This is a genomic window from Catenulispora pinisilvae, from assembly GCF_015356865.1.
Taxonomy (GTDB): domain Bacteria; phylum Actinomycetota; class Actinomycetes; order Streptomycetales; family Catenulisporaceae; genus Catenulispora; species Catenulispora pinisilvae.
In genome coordinates, this window is record NZ_JAAFZA010000004.1 from 111,162 (window position 1) to 127,088 (window position 15,927).

The following is a 15,927-nucleotide window of genomic DNA, read 5'->3' on the forward strand; positions in this document are numbered from 1 at the left end:
TTAAGAAGTCCGGCGGGGGTGGGGCACCAAGGCGGGGCGCGCCGGCTCCGCGCCCGCCGCGGCGAGCGCGGCGGTGAGGCTGTCGTCGAAGAGCCGGGCGATGGTCTGCGCGTCGAACAGCGCGCGCAGGTCGAGCTCGACGTTCAGCGCCGAGCGCACCCGGGCGATCAGCTTGACGGCGGTGAGGGAGTTGGCGCCGAGGGCGAAGTAGTCGTCGTCGATGCCGATGCGCGGCACGCCGAGCAGTTCGGCGGCGACCTCGCACAGCGTGGCCTCGGCGGGGGTGCGCGCCGGGCGGCTCTCGGTCTCGGCGGCGGCTGCCGGCTCCGGCAGCGCGGCGCGGTCCAGCTTGCCGTTCGGGTTCAGCGGCAGGGTGTCGAGGATGACGCCGGCCGAGGGGACCATGTAGGGCGGGAGGTCCGCGCCGAGCCGGACGGCCAGCTCCGGCCAGGTCAGGGTGCTGTCTTCGGCCGGGACGACATAGGCGACCAGCCGCTTGGTGTCGGCGGTGGCGCCGCGGGTGGCCACGACCGCGTGCCGGACGCCGGGCAGCCGCCCGAGGACGGCCTGGACCTCCGCCGGCTCGACCCGGAACCCGCGCACCTTCACCTGGTCGTCGGCGCGGCCCAGGTGTTCCAGGACGCCGTCGGTCCGCCAGCGGCCCAGGTCGCCGGTCCGGTACATCCGCGCGCCGGCCGCGCCGAAGGGGCTGGCGACGAAGCGGTCGGCGGTGAGGTCGGGCCGGGCCAGGTAGCCGCGGGCCAGGCCGGCGCCCTCGACGTAGAGCTCGCCGGCCGCGCCGACCGGCACCGGCCGCAGCCGGTCGTCCAGGACGTACACGCGGGTGTTCGGCAGCGCCCGGCCGACCGGCGGGGCGGAGCTGTCGCCGGGCTCTGAGATCCAGGCGGTGGCGTAGACGGTGACCTCGGTCGGTCCGTACAGGTTCGCGATCCGGCAGCCCGGCACGGCCGCGCGCACCCGGTTCGCGACCGAGCCGCTCAGCGCCTCGCCGGTGAAGCCGATCGTCCCGGCCGTCAGCCGCACACCGGGCCCGCTCAACAACGTCGCCATCACCGAGGGCACCGAACCCGCGTACCCGCCGGACAGCTCGCGGCCGCCCAGGGCGAGCGGGCCGGACAGCAGCTCGACCGTGCCGCCGCAGCGCAGCGGCGCGAAGATCTCCAGCACCGAGGGGTCGAAGCTGAGCGAGGTCACGGCCAGCGTGTGGGCCAGGGTGTCGCGGCCCAGGGCCTCGACGGCCCAGGCGGTGAAGCCGGCCAGCGCCTGCCGGGTGATGACCACGCCCTTGGGACGGCCGGTCGAGCCGGAGGTGAAGATCGCGTATGCCGGGTTCTCCGGCCGCGGCGGCACCGGCCGCTCGCTGTCGGCGAGCCGGTCCGGCGAGCGGCTCTCCAGGTCGCGCCGCACCTCGGGGTCGTCCAGCAACAGGCGCGGAACCGTGGGCGCGGAGGCCAGGACGGATTCCGTCCCGGCCGTGGCGAGCGCGAGCACCGGGTCGGAGAGTTCGAGCATGTACGCGATGCGGTCGGCGGGGTAGGTCACGTCGAGCGGCACATACGCCGCGCCGGTCTTGAGGACCGCGAGCAGGGCGACGAGCAGGTCCGGGGTACGGGGCAGCGCGACGGCGAGGAACCGCTCGGGTCCGGCGCCCTCGGCGACCAGGCGGCGGGCCAGGCGGTTCGCGCGGGCGTCGAGCTCGGCGTAGGTGAGCTGCTCGCCGTCGCAGACCACTGCGACGCGGTCAGGGTGCTGCCGGGCCTGCCCGGCCAGCTGATCGGCGATGTCGGTGGGATCCACCGGCGTCGTCGGCCCGTACCAGTTGCCGAGCAGGTCCGCGCGCTCGGCCGGGAGGAGGAATTCCAGGTCGCCGATCGGCAGCCCGGGGTCGGCCCCGCCGATCGCCGTGAACAGGACCGCGAGCCGGTCCCGGTGCGCCGCGAGCACGTCGGTGGGATACAGCCTCGGATTCGCGTCCAGGCAGACCCGCAGCCCCGGGATGCTGGCGCCGCTGTAGACGGCGAGGTTGAAGTCCTCGACCGGGCCGTTGGACAGGATGTCGACGGTGGCCCTGGCCCCGTGGAAGCCCAGGTCCTCCTGGAAGCGCAGCACGTCCACCGACGGCCCGTAGAGCCGCTGGCCGCCGGTCAGCTTCCGGTCGCGGCGCAGGTCCTCGAACCGGTAGCGCTGATGCGCCAGCGCCTTCTTGATCTCGTCGGCGGTCCCGCGGACGAACTCGGCCAGACTCAGGGCCGGGTCGACGTCCAGCCGCAGCGGCACCACGTTCGCCGCCATGCCCGTGGTGTTCTTCTGCACCGCCCCGAACCGGGCGGCCACCGGCAGGCCGATGACGACTTCCCGGACCCCGCGCATCCGGCTCAGGTACACCGCCATGGCCGCGCAGACCACGACCGAGTGGCTGGTGCGGACCCCGCGGGCCAGCGTCTGGAATCCGTCGCGGACCTCGGCGCCGACCTCCACGGTCTCGCGCAGGAAGGTGTGGGCCGGCAGCGCCGTGCTGTCCGCGAGCCCGTGGACCTCCCCGACCCCGGCGAGCCGGTCGGTCCAGTACTCGCGGTCGGCGTGGAACTGCTCGCCGGCCCGGTACTCCGCGTCCGCGTCCAGCAGGCTCGCGGCCGGTCCCAGCCGCCCCTCCTCCGGCGATCCGCCGGTGGCCAAGGCGGAGTAGATCTGCGCCACACGGCCCGCGACCAGCGAGGAGGAGTAGCCGTCGCAGACGATGTGGTGCGCGCGGTTGAACCAGAAGTAGCGGTCCGGCGCGACGCGGAACACGATGCAGCTGAACAGCCGGCCCTGCTCAAGATCGATCGGCTTGGCCATCTCCTGCCACATCCGGGCCAGGGCGGCGGCCTTCGGGTCCGGTTCGCCGCTGAGGTCCTCCAGGGGGACCGGGATCTCGCCGGGCACGGGGATCTGCGCCGGTCCGGATTCGGTGGCCAGGAAGCGGACGTGCAGTGCCTCGGACTCGACCAAGGCCTGCACCACGGCCTGCCGGAGCAGCTCCGGATCCACGGCACCCTCGATGTCGAGGTACTGGCCGCCGGCGAAGATGGGGTTCGCCCGGTCCAGCTGCTGGGCGAACCACATCCCGGCCTGGGCCGCAGCGAGGGGGACCGGGGTCGTCGTGATGGTCATCGCGGTTCTCTCACCTTCGTGGGTCGGGACTTCCACAACGGGACTTCGCCAACGGGGCCGGCGCGGGGAGCCTCAGCCGACCAGGGCGGCCAGGTTTCCGGCGACGTCGGCGGGGCTGGGCATCGCGTGGATCTCGGCGCGCACCGCCTCGGCGGCGGAGCCGAACCCGGGCTCGTCGAGCACCCGCGACAGGCCGTCGCGCACCGCCGCCGCGCTGATCGTCTCCGGCCGGACTAGAACTGCGAGCCCGCGCTCGGCCAGCACGGCGGCGTTGGCCGGCTGGTCGGCGCCCTGCGGCAGCACCACCTGGGGCACGCCGAGGGCCAGCGCGGTCAGCGAGGTGCCGGCGCCGCCGTGGTGGACGATCGCCGAGCAGGTGGGCAACAGCGCGCTCAGCGGCGTCCAGCCCGCGATCCGCACCGACTCGGGCAGCTCGCCGACGCCTTCGAGATCGGATTCGCCCATGGCCACGACGGTCTCGACGCCCAGGCCCGCGAGCTCCAGCAGGATCTCCCGGACCACGGCCACATAGAGCTGCTTCAGCTCCGAGCCCGCCGGGAGGCTGCCCAGCACGCTGCCCATCGTCACGCACACCCGCGGCCGGTCCGGACGGTCGAGCACCCAGTCGGGAAGCACCCGGCCCTCGTTGTAAGGGACGTAACGCAGCGGCCACTCGGTCTTGGAGTCGTGGCCGCCCAGGCTCGCCGGCCGGATGTCGAGGCAGGCGGTGGGTTCGGCGTAGGGCGCTGAGATACCCAGCCGTTCCCGGGTCGGCACCAGGTACTCCGCGACCGCGGCGCGATACTTCGCCGCCTGCTCGTCCGGTCCGGCCCAGGCCAGCCGCACGCTCTGTTCCACATACGGGATCGCGTACCTGGCCGCCACCAACTCCCCCGCGCCCTGTTCGAGGGTGGACACCACGAGGTCGGGACGGAACTGCTCCGCGGCGCGAAGGAGTCCGTCGGCCATCGCCTCGCCGAACATCCCCATGCCCGAGCGCTGGGGCCGGGAGCCGTCGGTGGCGGCCAGGACCGCCTGGCTGGCGGCCAGGAACTCGGCGTGGACGTCGACGCCCGGGGCCGCGTCGACGGTCGAGAAACCGCTGGCCGCCACGGCGTTCGAGGTGGCGCCGGTGTTCACCATCAGGACCTCGTGCCCGGCCGCGCGCAGAGCCCAGGCCAGCGGGACCGTCGGCAGGAAGAGCCCCGAGCCCGGCGCGGCGGTGGCCAGGACCCGCATCAGCGTTCTGCCAGAGTCGCCGATACCGGCAGCCGGACCGGGCCGATGAGGCCGACCGAGGAGTGCAGCGCGACGCCGTCGCGCGGCGTGATGTCGGAGGTGCGGCGCAGCAGGCCCTCGACCGCGATCCGGGACTCCAGCCGGGCCAGCGGCGCGCCGAGGCAGAAGTGGATGCCCTTGCCGAACGCGCGGTGCGGGTTGGGGTCGCGGTGGATGTCGAAGCGCGCGCCGTCGGCGAACACCTGCTCGTCGCGGTTGGCCGAGGCCAGCCAGACACAGACGTTGCCGCCCTTGGGGATCGGGGTGCCGCCCAGGACCGTGTCGACCCGGGCCACCCGCTGGTCGCGGATCAGGGCCGGGCGCCAGCGCAGCACCTCCTCGATCGCCGCCGGCAGCAGACCGGGGTCGGCGCGCACCTCGGCCATGGCCTCGGGGTGCTCGGCCAGGCACATCACGGTGTTGCCGATCAGCAGCGAGGTGGACATGTGGCCGGCGATCAGGAACATGGCGATGATGCCGAAGATCTCGTCGTCCTGGAGCTTCCTGCCGTCGATCTCGACGCCGGCCAGCGTGCTGGTCAGGTCTTCGCGCGGGTCGGCGCGGCGCTCGGCGACGTGCGCCAGCAGATAGCGGCTGGCCTCCTCCAGCAGCTCGCCGATCTTGCGCATCGCCTCCTCGTCGACCGTGCCCAGCTCGCCGAACGGCCGGGACCCGATCAGGCCGTCCGACCAGGTCCAGAACACCTTGTGGTCGGCCTGCGGGATGCCGAACAGCTCGGCGATGACCGAGGCGCTCAGCTGGCTGGCGTAGTCCTGGGCCAGGTCGAAACCGGCCTGGCCGCCCGGCTCGGCCGCGCCGAAGACCTCGTCGAGCAGGTTCTCGGACAGGTCGTGGATGCGCGGCTCCAGCTTGGCGATCGTGCTGGGCGTGAACGCCTTGTTGACCAGGGCCCGCATCTGGGTGTGCAGCGGCGGGTCGACGCCGATGAAGTTGCCGCGGGCGGCTTGCGCGAGCCGCTTCTGGTCCTCGGGGATCAGCGCGGTCTTGTCGCTGGTGAAGGTCTGGTAGTCGGACAGGACCGCCATCGACTCCTCATAGCGGAAGACCTCCCAGACGTTCGGCTGGCTGCTCGGTCCGGCCGCCTCGTGGGCGCGCCGGTCGGCGAAGTAGGCGAACACCTCGGTGATCCGCTCGGCGGCGGGCAGGGTGGTGAGAGCTTCGAAATCCATGGTGGGTGTCTCCAAGAACGGAACCGGGAACCAGGACGCCCCGAGGGCGCGAAAAACGTGCGGAGGTGGATCAGACCCGTGCGGTGTCGCCCCGGAGCAGGCCGGAGCCGGCCGGTGCCGCCGCGGGGTCCGAACCCTGGGCCGCGATGCGGTTCGCGGCGTCGACGAAGACGATGCGCGGCTGGAAGGAGCGGGCGTGCTCCTCGGCCACCGCCGAGTAGGAGATGACGATCACCAGGTCGCCGGGGGCCACCAGGCGGGCCGCGGCGCCGTTGACCCCGATCACGCCGCTGTCGGCGGGACCTTCGATCACGTAGGTCGAGAACCGGTTGCCGTTGTCGATGTCGACGACGTCGACCTTCTCGCCGGGGAGCAGGTCGGCGGCGGTCATGAGCGTGGCGTCGATGGTGATGGAGCCCACGTAGTGCAGGTCGGACTGGGTCACCGTGGCCCGGTGGATCTTCGACTTGAGCATGTCGCGAAAGGCGATGGTGGTCGCGGACATGTGTGTGGACCTCCCCGTGGTCGTTCTCGATCACTTCGGATGCTAGGTGCGGCGGCGGCCGGGGCGGAGCGCCGTTCGGGGTGCCCGTTCGGCTACCCGAACGGGCACCCCGTTCGGGCATCGCCGACGCGGCGACCGTTGCGATAGTGAAAGGCGATCGTTCTGCGAAGCGAAACGGGGAGCCATGCACACGCAAGCACCGGTCGGCACCGACCTAGACCTGGCCCATGTCGAGCTCCACGTCGAGGATCTGGACGCCTGGCGCGACGTCTTCACCGACCGGTACGGCCTGCGGCCGGCCGGCGTCGCGGGCTCCGCCGGGCAGGGCTTCCGCAGCGTGGCGCTGATCGGCGGGCGCGCGGTGGTGGTGCTCACCGAGGCCCTGACCGACGACCATCCCTGCACCGCGTACGTGCTCTCACACGGCCCCGGCGTCGCCGACATAGCCATGCGGACCGCCGACGTGGACGCGGTCTTCGCCTCGGCGGTGGCGGCCGGCGCCCCGGCGGTGGCCGAGCCCCACGACGGCCCCGACGGGGTGCGCACGGCCACGATCCGGGCGTTCGGCGACGTCACCCACACGTTCCTGTACGGCGAACCCACAACGGACGCGGTCCTGCCACCCGGCTTCAGCCCGATACCCGGGGCACCGGGCGCGGCCGCCCCCGAACCGGACAACGCGCCGGGACTGCACACGATGGACCACTTCGCCGTCTGCGTCCCGAACCGGTCGCTGGACCAGACGATCGACTTCTACACCACCGCCCTGGGCTTCCAGCAGACCTTCGAGGAGCGGATCATCGTCGGTTCGCAGGCCATGGACTCCAAGGTGGTGCAGAGCCGATCCGGCAGCGTCACCTTCACGATCCTGGAGCCCGACGTGAACTGCGCGCCCGGGCAGATCGACCAGTTCATCAAGGACCACGGCGGCGCGGGCGTGCAGCACATCGCGTTCGCGACCGACGACATCGTCCACGCGGTCGAATCGATGCGGCACCTCGGGGTGGAGTTCCTGAAGACCCCCGGCACCTACTACGACCTGCTGCCGAACCGGTTCGTGCCGGCCGGCCACCCGATCGCGGAACTGCGCGCGGCCGGCATCCTGGTCGACGAGGACCACGGCGGCGAGCTGTTCCAGCTGTTCACCCGCTCCACCCACCCGCGGCGCACGCTCTTCTTCGAGGTCATCGAACGGGCCGGGGCCCGGCTGTTCGGGTCGAACAACATCAAGGCCCTGTATGAGGCGGTCGAGCTGGAGCAGTCAGGGTCCTGATGCAGATGGCACCCGGGCCCGACGCCCACTCGGTGGTCGAATTCGAGCGGATCGCCCGTGCGCGGGTGCCCGGCGAGGTGTGGGACTTCGTCGCGGGCGGCAGCGGCGCCGAGACCACCCTGGCCGCGAACCGCGCCGCCCTGGACCGCGTCGCCCTCGTGCCGCGTGCGATGGGCGACCTCAGCGGGCGGCACACCGGGACCGACCTGTTCGGCGTCCGGGCCGCGATGCCCGCGGCGATCGCGCCCATCGCCTACCAGCGGCTCGTCCATCCCGACGGCGAGCTCGCCCTGGCCCGGGCCGCGAAGCGCGCCGGGATCCCGTTCACGATCTCGACCATGAGCAGCACCCCGCTGGAGCAGATCGCCGAGGTCGGCGGCAGCACGTGGTTCCAGCTCTATCCGCTGCGCGACCGGGAGCAGTCGCGGAACCTGGTCCGCCGGGCCGAGGACGCCGGATGCGCGGCGCTGATAGTGACGGTCGACGTGCCGTGGATGGCGCGGCGGCTGCGGGACGTGCGCAACGAGTTCACAGTCCCGGCTCACATCAGCGCCGCCAACTTCACGGATTCCAGCGCGGCCACCGGCGCGCGGCAGGCGGTCGTCGGCGACTCCGCGGTGGCCGCGCACACCGCCGCCACCTTCGCGGCCTTCACCTGGACGGACCTGACCGAGCTGCGACGGGCCGTCTCGATTCCATTGATTGTCAAGGGGATTCTGGATCCGCGGGACGCCGCACAGGCAATCAGTCGCGGAGCCGACGCGGTCGTGGTCTCCAACCACGGCGGGCGTCAGCTGGACGGCGCGATCGCCTCGGCCGACGCGGTAGCGGCAGTGCGCGAAGCGGTCGGCGACCGCGGCGCTGTCCTTTTCGACAGCGGGATACGCAGTGGCCTGGACATCATGCGGGCCCTGACACTCGGCGCCGACGCGGTGCTGATCGGCCGGCCGGCGCTGTGGGGCCTGGCCGCCGACGGCGAGACCGGAGCGGACCGCGTCCTCGGTCTGTTCCACCAGGAATTCGCCGAGGCGCTGGGCCTGGCCGGCTGTCCGGACCCGGCGGCGGCACGGACGCTGACCATCTGGAGGGGATCGGTGTGACCACCGCGGCCATCAAGGTGACGGACCTGCATGCCTCGCTGTCCGATCCGGCGCTGGACTCGATGAACTTCCTCAACGAGATAGCGAACCGCTATCCCGACGCCGTCTCCTTCGCGCCCGGACGGCCTTACGAAGAGTTCTTCGACACCCGGCTCATCCACGAGTACCTGGAGCGGTTCGAGAACTACCTCCGGCAGGAGAAGGGACTCACCGACGAGCAGGTCTGCCGGATCCTGTTCCAGTACGGCCGCACCAAGGGCGTCATCGACGACCTGGTCGCCAAGCACCTGGCGATCGACGAGGGGATCCAGGCCGCGCCGGAGTCGATCGTCGTCACCGTGGGATGTCAGGAAGCGATGTTCCTCGTGCTCCGCGCCCTGCGCGCCGACGAACGGGACGTCCTACTGACCGTGGCACCGGCCTATGTCGGCATCGTCGGCGCGGCGCGGCTGGCCGACCTGCCGACCGTGGCCGTGCCCGGCGGTCCGGCCGGCGTGGACCTGCCCGCCCTGGCCGAGGCGATCCGCCGGCTCAAGGCCGAGGGCCGTCGCCCGCGCGCCTGCTACATCGTGGCCGACCATTCGAACCCCTCGGGCATCAGCCTGTCGACCGCCGACCGGCACGCCCTGCTGAAGCTGGCCGAGGCCGAAGACTTCCTGATCCTCGAAGACAACCCCTACGGGCTGTTCTCCGCCGGGGACGAGCGGCCGCCGACGCTGAAGTCGATCGACACCGGGCGGCGGGTCGTCTACCTCGGTTCCTTCGCCAAGACCGGGATGCCGGGCGCCCGGGTCGGGTACCTGGTCGCGGACCAGGAGACGGCCGGCGGCGGACTCCTGGCCGACGAGCTGGCGAAGATCAAGAGCATGCTCACCGTGAACACCTCGCCGATCGCCCAGGCGGTGGTCGCGGGCAAGCTGCTGACCCACGGATGCAGCCTGGTCCAGGCCAACGAGCGGGAGATCGCGGTCTACCGGCGCAACATGACGGCGCTGCTGGACGCTCTGGCCGAGCGGTTCCCGGCCGGCTCCGGCATTTCCTGGAACCGGCCGCACGGCGGCTTCTTCCTGGTGCTGTCCGTGCCCTTCGACGCCGACGACGCGCTGCTGGAACGCTCCGCGCGGGAGTTCGGCGTGCTGTGGACGCCGATGCGGCACTTCGCCTCCGGACCCGGCGCGGCGCGGGCGATCCGGCTGTCCTGCAGCGTGCTCACCCCGGAACGCATCGAGGACGGACTCGACCGACTGGCCGCCTTGTTCGCGACGACCACCGAAAAGGCTGAATCCAAGCGTATTGATACCGATAGCAGGCATCTGGAACAGACAATAACGGGGCTCGACTCCTATACCTCGATACAGAAGGAACCTCCCCGGTGCTGACTCTCCAGTCTGTGAGCAAACGCTATCGGCCCGGCCGGCCGGTCCTGGTCGACGTCGACTTCGCCACCGCGCCGGGCATGGTGCAGGCCGTCACCGGCGGCAACGGCTCAGGCAAGTCGACGCTTCTGCGGGTTCTGGCCGGGGTGAGCCGGCCCACCTCCGGCACCCGTACCGGCGACCCGGGCGTCATCGGCTATGTCCCGGACCGGTTCCCCACGAACACCCGGCTGTCCGCCGAGGCGTACCTGGCGCACATGGGCCGTATCAAGGGTCTCAGTACGGCCCGCTCGGCCGAGCGGGCGACCGAACTGCTGACCCGGCTGGACCTGGTCGGCGGTCCCAAGACCCCGATCCGCGAGCTGTCCAAGGGCAACGCCCAGAAAGTCGCCCTGGCCCAAGCCCTGCTGATGCCGCCACGCCTGCTCATCCTGGACGAACCGTGGTCGGGGCTGGACGCCTCCGCGCACGGGGTACTGGCCCAGATCATCGTGGACACGGCACGCGCCGGCGGCGCCGTGGTGTTCACCGACCACCGGGAGGCGGTCACCGGCGGGCTCGCGACCGAGGTCTACCGGATCGAGGCCGGACGGCTGTCCCGGCAGGCCCTCCCGGCGCGGGTGCACGACACGGCGTCGGAAGTCCTGCTGCGGGCGACGCGACCGCAGGCCACTGATCTGCGCGGGCTGGCCGGGATGCGCTCGCTGGAGGCCACCGGGGATCTGGTCCGGGTCCGCGTGGACCGGGACCGGTGCGATGCCTTGCTGCTGACCGCGTTGCAGGGCGGATGGACCGTCGACGGAGTGCGGCACAACGACGCCGCCGTGCCGCCGAACCTCCTCGGTGGTGTCGCGGCCGGTGCGAACGGCCTCGGTGGCGTCAGCGGCGTCAGCGGTGGTGTTGGCGGCGTCGGCAGCGGGAATGGCGTCGGCAGCGTTGGCGGCCCGGCGAACCCGATCGGCGGCCAGCGATGAAGGCGCTGTACCGCTACACCCTCTCGACCGTCTTGCACTCCCAGCGCTACGTGGCGCCGATGGTCTTCTTCCTGGCCCTGCTCGCCATCCTCACCAGCAGCGACAGCGGCCCGCTGCTCGGGGTCTACGCCGCGGCCGCCGTGTCGGTGCTGGCCTGTGCGACCTGGCTGACCGCGGCCGTGGTCAACATCGAGGAACCGGTCGGCCGGACGATCGTCGTGGTGAACGCCGGGAACTCGCGCGGCCCGCTCGCCGCCGCCGTCGCCGTCTCGGCCACTTTCTGCGTCGGGATGGTCGTGATCGGCCTGAGCTACCCGGTCGTGTCGGGCTCGCACACGGTGTCGGCGCGCTCGGTACTGCTCGGTGCCGCCGCGCAGCTCACCTGCGCGGCGGTCGGCATCGGGCTGGGAATGCTGTGCTCGCGGCTGGTGATCGGCCGGCCGGGGGCCTCGGTGCTGGTCGGGCTGGCGCTGGTGCTGGGAGTGATCCTGGCCAAGCCGCTGCCTCCGGTGTACCCGATGCTGCACGCCATGACCGGCGGCCATCCGAGCGCCGGCATCGGGTTCGTCGGCTACGCGGCCGCCGGACTGTTGTTCCTCGCCGCGGCCGGTGCCGCGACGCAGTACATCGCTGTTCGCCTGGACTGACCGGCAACTTGGGGAGAGGGCTCACGGGGTGGAGAAGCAGCGCGGGTACCGGCTGGTCTGTAGCGGGTGCGGGGCGGTCTACGAGGACGACGGGCTGCGGCTGACCTGCGACGGGCCCCACGGCCCGGCCTTGCTGCGTACGGAGTACGAGGCTTCGGGCTTCGCCGTCGGCGCGGGTCGGGACGGCGTGTTCGATAGGGACGGCGTGTTCGATAGGGACGGCGTGTTCCGGTTCGACGGCTGGCTTCCGGTCGTCCGGACGGTTCCGGACTCCCCGGCCCCCGTCGCCTACCAGGCGAAGCACCTCGGCCGAGCCCTCGGCCTGCGAGACCTGTGGGTGGTCTTCGGCGGCTACTGGCCGGAACGCGGCGCGCAACTGCCCACCGGGACGTTCAAGGACCTGGAGGCGAGCGTGGTCCTCGGCCGGCTCCCGGACGACCCGCCGATCCTGGTCCTGGCTTCCGCGGGCAACACCGCGGCGGCGTTCGCCGAAGCCTGCTCACGGCACGGCATCAGCTGTCTGATCATCGTGCCCGAATACGCTCTGCCCCGCCTGGCCATGGCCAGGCGCGAAGCCTGCGTGCGCGTCGTCGCGGTGGAATCGGGGACCTACGACGACGCCATCGCCCTGGCCGAGGCGGTCGCGGCGGCGCCCGGCTTCCAGGCCGAAGGGGGGATCCGCAACGTCGGCCGCCGGGACGGACTGGCCACCTGCCTGTTCGCCGCGTTCGAAGCGGCCGGACGCCTGCCCGCGTACTACGTGCAGGCGGTGGGCAGCGGGGCCGGCGCCATCGCGGCGTACGAAGGCGCCAGGAGGCTACGCGCCACCGGCTGTCCGGACCCGCTCCCCGAGCTCCTGCTGTGCCAGAACGCCCCCTACGCGCCGATCCACGAAGCCTGGTACGGCCGGCCCGGACCGACCGCCGACCCGCACTCCGTCCTGGCCCCGGAGCTGACGAACAGCCGTCCGCCTTTCGCGACGCCCGGCGGAGTGCGGGAGGCCCTCCTGGACTGCGGCGGGACCGTACTCACCGCCGGAAACGACCAGGCCCGCCGCGCGATGGCCCTGTTCGAGCAGACCGAAGGGATCGACATCGAGCCCGCGGCCGGGGTCGCGGTGGCCGCGCTGGCCCAGGCCGCGAAGTCCGGGCTGGTCGCCCCCGACGCCCCGGTGCTGCTCAACATAACCGGCGGCGGTAGGCGCCGGCTCGCCGCCACCGCGCCGGTCCGACCGGACCAGACGGTGGCCGCGGCGCAGGTCCGCGATCCCGCCACCATCGACATCGCCGCGAAGACCGCCGCCGACCTCGCCTCCGCCTGACTCCCGCACGAACAACGTTACGGAGAACCCCATGAAGATAGCTGTCGCCGGCGCCTCGGGTGCGCTGGGCTCCGCGATCGTCCGTGAGTTGGGCGACAGCGGACACACGGTGTTCCGCCTGGTCCGCGGCGAGTCCCGGGGGCTGGACGAGATCGGCTGGGACCCGTCCTACGGCCGGATCCCGGCAGGCGCCCTGAGCGGACTCGACGCGGTGGTGAACCTCTACAGCACCGGTCTGGCCGGAAAGCGCTGGAACGCCGCGCAGAAGCAGAAGATCCGGGACAGCCGCGTCGTCGCCGCGGACACGCTGGCGACCGCGGTCCGCGACTGCGGGGTGCCGTTGCTGCTGAACGGTTCGGAGACCGCCTACTACGGCGACACGCAGGATCGCCAAGTCAGCGAGGGCGATCCGGTCGGCACCGGCTTCCACGCCGAGTTGTGCCGGGACTGGGAGGCCGCCGCCGAGGCGGCGGCTCCGGACACGCGGCTGCTGCTCCTGCGCTTCGGCACCGTGCTGGGCCGGAACAGCGGTGTGGTCAAAGCGCAGGCACCGGCCTTCCGCGCCTTCCTCGGCGGCCGCCTCGGGCGGGGCGACCAGTACCTGCCGTGGATCACCATGGCGGACGCGGCCGCGGCCGTACGGTTCCTGATGACGGCCGACGGGGTCAGCGGACCGGTCAACGTGACCGCGCCCGATCCGCGTCCGCAACGCGAATTCGCCGCCGCACTCGGCCGCGCGCTCGGCCGCCCCGCGCTCTGGACCCTGCCCCGGCCGGTGCTGCGGGCCGCACTCGGGGAGTACGCCGACGGTTACTACACCGGGCAGCGCGCCGTCCCGGAGGTACTGACGGCGGCCGGATTCGAGTTCCGGCACGCCGAACTCGGCGCCGCGCTCGACGCGGTCCTCAAGACAGGGTCCTGACCTCCCGGCTCAGCAGACCGGCGGTTCCGGCGGCCGAGCAGATCCCCGCGGCCATCATGGTCAGCGCCAGCCCGGTCCGGGTCCCCAACGCGGCCGACCCGGCCTGGGCCCCGAGCCCCGCGGCCAGCGCGCCCACCGGCACCGCCGAGAAGTTCAGCGTCCCGGCCGTGGCGTTGACCCGGCCCAGCAGGTTCGCCGGGACCGCGCCCTGCCGCAGGGTCACCACGATCGAGTTCCACAACGGCAGCGAGAACGAGGACACCACCCGCAGCAGAATCAGCAGCGGCAGCGCCGGGACCACCAGCGCCAACGGGGCCAGCACCCACACCGCGCCGGCGCCGTTGGCCGCCAGCAACGTCGCCCCGGTGCCCAGCCGGCGCCGCAGCCAGGACACCGCCCAGGCACCGAGCACCGCCGCGACCGTTCCCGAGGCGAACAGCAGCCCCGCGACGCCGCTGGAGAGCTTCAACGCCCGGTAGGCGAACAGCAGCAGCACGGTGTTGACGGCGGTGTTGCCGAAGTTGCGCGCGGCCGAGGCGATCGTCGTGCGGCGCAGCACCGGGTGCTGCCAGAGCACTGACACGCCCTCGCGCAGATCGTGCCAGACCGGGCTCGCCGCCCTGGCCGCCGGCGGCGGCTCCGGCGCCCGCAGCAGCACGACGCCGGCCACGGAGAACAGGAACGACACCGCGTTCACGGACATCGCCGTCGGCCCGCCCCACCACTGGATCAGCAGGCCGCCGAGCGTCGGCCCGATGACCAGGCTCAGCGTGTTGGAGATCTCCATGCGCGCGTTCGCGGTACCCAAGAAGTCCGAGCCGACCAGCGCCGGCAGGTGCGACTGGCTCGCGACGTTGAAGAACACCGCGAACACCCCGGCTATCGCGGCGATCACATAGAGCACGCCCATGCCCAGGTGCCCGGTCGCGGACAGCAGCGGGACGGCACCGAAGGCCGCGGCCCGGACCAGATCGGAGACGATCATCACCGGCCGCCGCCGGGTCCGGTCCATGAACACCCCGACGAACAGGCCCAGCAACGTATAGGCACCGGTGTTGACGGTGTTCAGGATGCCGACCTGCAACGCCGAGGCGCCGAACCCGGTGATCGCGATGGTCGGCAGCACGAACGCCGCCACCTGGTCCCCCACCACGCTCACGCTCTGGCCGAGCCAGTACGTGCGGAAGTCGCGACGGCGGTCGGGGCCGACCCCGGTCGGCGCCGCCGGATCCCCGACGGCCGTCCCCACCACCGGTCAGCCCGCCGCGGGCGCGGCGGTGAGCAGGTTCTGCCGCAGGGCGTAGGACACGGCCTCGGTCCGGTTGGAGCAGTTGAGTTTGGCCAGGATGTTGCCCACGTGCCGCTTCACCCCGTGCTCGGAGATGCCGATCCTCGGAGCTATCTGCTTGTTGCTGAAGCCCTGCGAGAGCAGCTGCAAAATGTCCGTCTCGCGCTGGGTCAACAGATTGCGATGCCAGAAGTCGGCACGCCGTTGCGACTGCGAACCGAAGATCAGCTGCCGCACCAGCCGGGCCGGAACCGCCACCTGCCCACCGCGCCCCAACGTCGCCAACGCACCGCCGAGATGTTCGACGGTCAGGCCCTCCAACAGCACGAGCCCATCAGCGGCCCGCCGCGCGAACTCCGGCAACCGCGGATCATCCGCACTGCTGATGACCAGCAGAACCTTGGCGCCCCGCGCACCGGCCCACCGCTGAATGTCGTCCAGGACCTCCGACTCCAGAGAACAGGACGCCAGCACCACATCAGCACTCGTGGAGCTCAACTCCTCGGCACCGTCGCCGGCCGAAGCCAACGCCACCACCTCGGTGACCGACTCCAACGCCCAGAGCATCGCCGCCAACCCCAGCCGGACTACGTCATTGGGCTCCGCCACCGCGACGGTACAGGACCGAGGGCGATTCACAGCATCGGGCTTGAACACGGCAAACCTCATTCGCTCGGACAAACGCCGAAGCAGGCTGCGCCATGACACGCAGGGTCGGCCCGTCGACCCCTGGTCTCCTGGCCAGACCCCGTTTCTGGCAGTCAACACTGTGCTTTGGGGATCAGTCGATTTCGATCGAACCCTTGACCGATCAAAACAGAGCTCTGCAACGCTGGTCAAACCATCCGCGCTTGAACCCTCCGACACCCACCCCCGAAC

13 protein-coding genes are annotated in these 15,927 nt (G+C 72.0%); 7 read left to right on the forward strand and 6 right to left on the reverse strand.

Annotated elements, in window-relative coordinates; genetic code table 11:
- The 4 genes from IZR01_RS02440 to panD form a co-directional block, all read right to left on the reverse strand.
- Positions 1–3,174, reverse strand: a complete 3,174-nt coding sequence (locus IZR01_RS02440) for a non-ribosomal peptide synthetase (protein ID WP_194922714.1) — start codon at positions 3,172–3,174, stop codon at positions 1–3.
- Positions 3,175–3,246: 72 nt separating this feature from the next.
- A complete protein-coding gene (locus IZR01_RS02445; RefSeq protein WP_194890953.1) occupies positions 3,247–4,413 on the reverse strand; it encodes a nucleotide disphospho-sugar-binding domain-containing protein in 1,167 nt (388 codons plus the stop codon).
- Positions 4,413–5,642 carry a cytochrome P450 gene (locus IZR01_RS02450; protein WP_194890952.1) on the reverse strand — a complete coding sequence of 410 codons (1,230 nt, stop codon included), beginning with the start codon at positions 5,640–5,642 and terminating at the stop codon, positions 4,413–4,415. The genes IZR01_RS02445 and IZR01_RS02450 overlap by 1 nt, the downstream gene beginning before the upstream one ends.
- 70 nt (positions 5,643–5,712) lie before the next feature.
- A complete protein-coding gene (gene panD, locus IZR01_RS02455; RefSeq protein ID WP_228558818.1) occupies positions 5,713–6,147 on the reverse strand; it encodes an aspartate 1-decarboxylase in 435 nt (144 codons plus the stop codon).
- Positions 6,148–6,331: 184 nt separating this feature from the next.
- Here panD and hppD point away from each other — a divergent pair, with 184 nt between their 5' ends.
- Genes hppD through IZR01_RS02490 form a run of 7 tightly spaced genes read left to right on the forward strand, consistent with a single transcriptional unit; the run spans position 6,332 to position 13,760 of the window.
- A complete protein-coding gene (gene hppD / locus IZR01_RS02460) occupies positions 6,332–7,420 on the forward strand; it encodes a 4-hydroxyphenylpyruvate dioxygenase (protein WP_194922715.1) in 1,089 nt (362 codons plus the stop codon).
- A complete protein-coding gene (locus IZR01_RS02465) occupies positions 7,420–8,520 on the forward strand; it encodes an alpha-hydroxy acid oxidase (RefSeq protein ID WP_194922716.1) in 1,101 nt (366 codons plus the stop codon). The genes hppD and IZR01_RS02465 overlap by 1 nt, the downstream gene beginning before the upstream one ends.
- Entirely contained in the window at positions 8,517–9,899 is a 1,383-nt protein-coding gene (locus IZR01_RS02470; protein ID WP_323746018.1) for an aminotransferase-like domain-containing protein, read from the forward strand. The genes IZR01_RS02465 and IZR01_RS02470 overlap by 4 nt, the downstream gene beginning before the upstream one ends.
- 11 nt (positions 9,900–9,910) lie before the next feature.
- Positions 9,911–10,870: an ATP-binding cassette domain-containing protein gene (locus IZR01_RS02475; RefSeq protein WP_323746882.1), complete on the forward strand. Its 960-nt coding sequence runs from the start codon at positions 9,911–9,913 to the stop codon at positions 10,868–10,870.
- Entirely contained in the window at positions 10,867–11,517 is a 651-nt protein-coding gene (locus IZR01_RS02480; RefSeq protein WP_194890948.1) for a hypothetical protein, read from the forward strand. The genes IZR01_RS02475 and IZR01_RS02480 overlap by 4 nt, the downstream gene beginning before the upstream one ends.
- Positions 11,518–11,545: 28 nt before the next feature.
- Positions 11,546–12,838, forward strand: coding sequence for a cysteate synthase (locus tag IZR01_RS02485; RefSeq protein WP_194922718.1), 1,293 nt, complete (start codon positions 11,546–11,548; stop codon positions 12,836–12,838).
- Between the two features lie 31 nt (positions 12,839–12,869).
- Positions 12,870–13,760 (forward strand): TIGR01777 family oxidoreductase, encoded by an 891-nt coding sequence (locus IZR01_RS02490; protein ID WP_194922719.1) that lies wholly within the window; start codon positions 12,870–12,872, stop codon positions 13,758–13,760.
- Here IZR01_RS02490 and IZR01_RS02495 read toward each other — a convergent pair.
- Together IZR01_RS02495 and IZR01_RS02500 are read right to left on the reverse strand one after the other, a co-directional pair.
- Positions 13,744–15,012, reverse strand: coding sequence for an MFS transporter (locus IZR01_RS02495; protein ID WP_194922720.1), 1,269 nt, complete (start codon positions 15,010–15,012; stop codon positions 13,744–13,746). The genes IZR01_RS02490 and IZR01_RS02495 overlap by 17 nt on opposite strands.
- Before the next feature lie 3 nt (positions 15,013–15,015).
- Positions 15,016–15,657, reverse strand: a complete 642-nt coding sequence (locus IZR01_RS02500; RefSeq protein WP_194922721.1) for a response regulator transcription factor — start codon at positions 15,655–15,657, stop codon at positions 15,016–15,018.
- Positions 15,658–15,927: the final 270 nt, after the last annotated feature.

Bases quoted from the DNA above. Each gene is read 5' to 3' on its own strand.
- IZR01_RS02440 (WP_194922714.1), bottom strand. From the start codon at position 3,174: ATGACCATCACGACGACCCCGGTCCCCCTCGCTGCGGCCCAGGCCGGG.
- IZR01_RS02445 (WP_194890953.1), bottom strand. From the start codon at position 4,413: ATGCGGGTCCTGGCCACCGCCGCGCCGGGCTCGGGGCTCTTCCTGCCG.
- IZR01_RS02450 (WP_194890952.1), bottom strand. From the start codon at position 5,642: ATGGATTTCGAAGCTCTCACCACCCTGCCCGCCGCCGAGCGGATCACC.
- panD (WP_228558818.1), bottom strand. From the start codon at position 6,147: ATGTCCGCGACCACCATCGCCTTTCGCGACATGCTCAAGTCGAAGATC.
- hppD (WP_194922715.1), top strand. From the start codon at position 6,332: ATGCACACGCAAGCACCGGTCGGCACCGACCTAGACCTGGCCCATGTC.
- IZR01_RS02465 (WP_194922716.1), top strand. From the start codon at position 7,420: ATGCAGATGGCACCCGGGCCCGACGCCCACTCGGTGGTCGAATTCGAG.
- IZR01_RS02480 (WP_194890948.1), top strand. From the start codon at position 10,867: ATGAAGGCGCTGTACCGCTACACCCTCTCGACCGTCTTGCACTCCCAG.
- IZR01_RS02490 (WP_194922719.1), top strand. From the start codon at position 12,870: ATGAAGATAGCTGTCGCCGGCGCCTCGGGTGCGCTGGGCTCCGCGATC.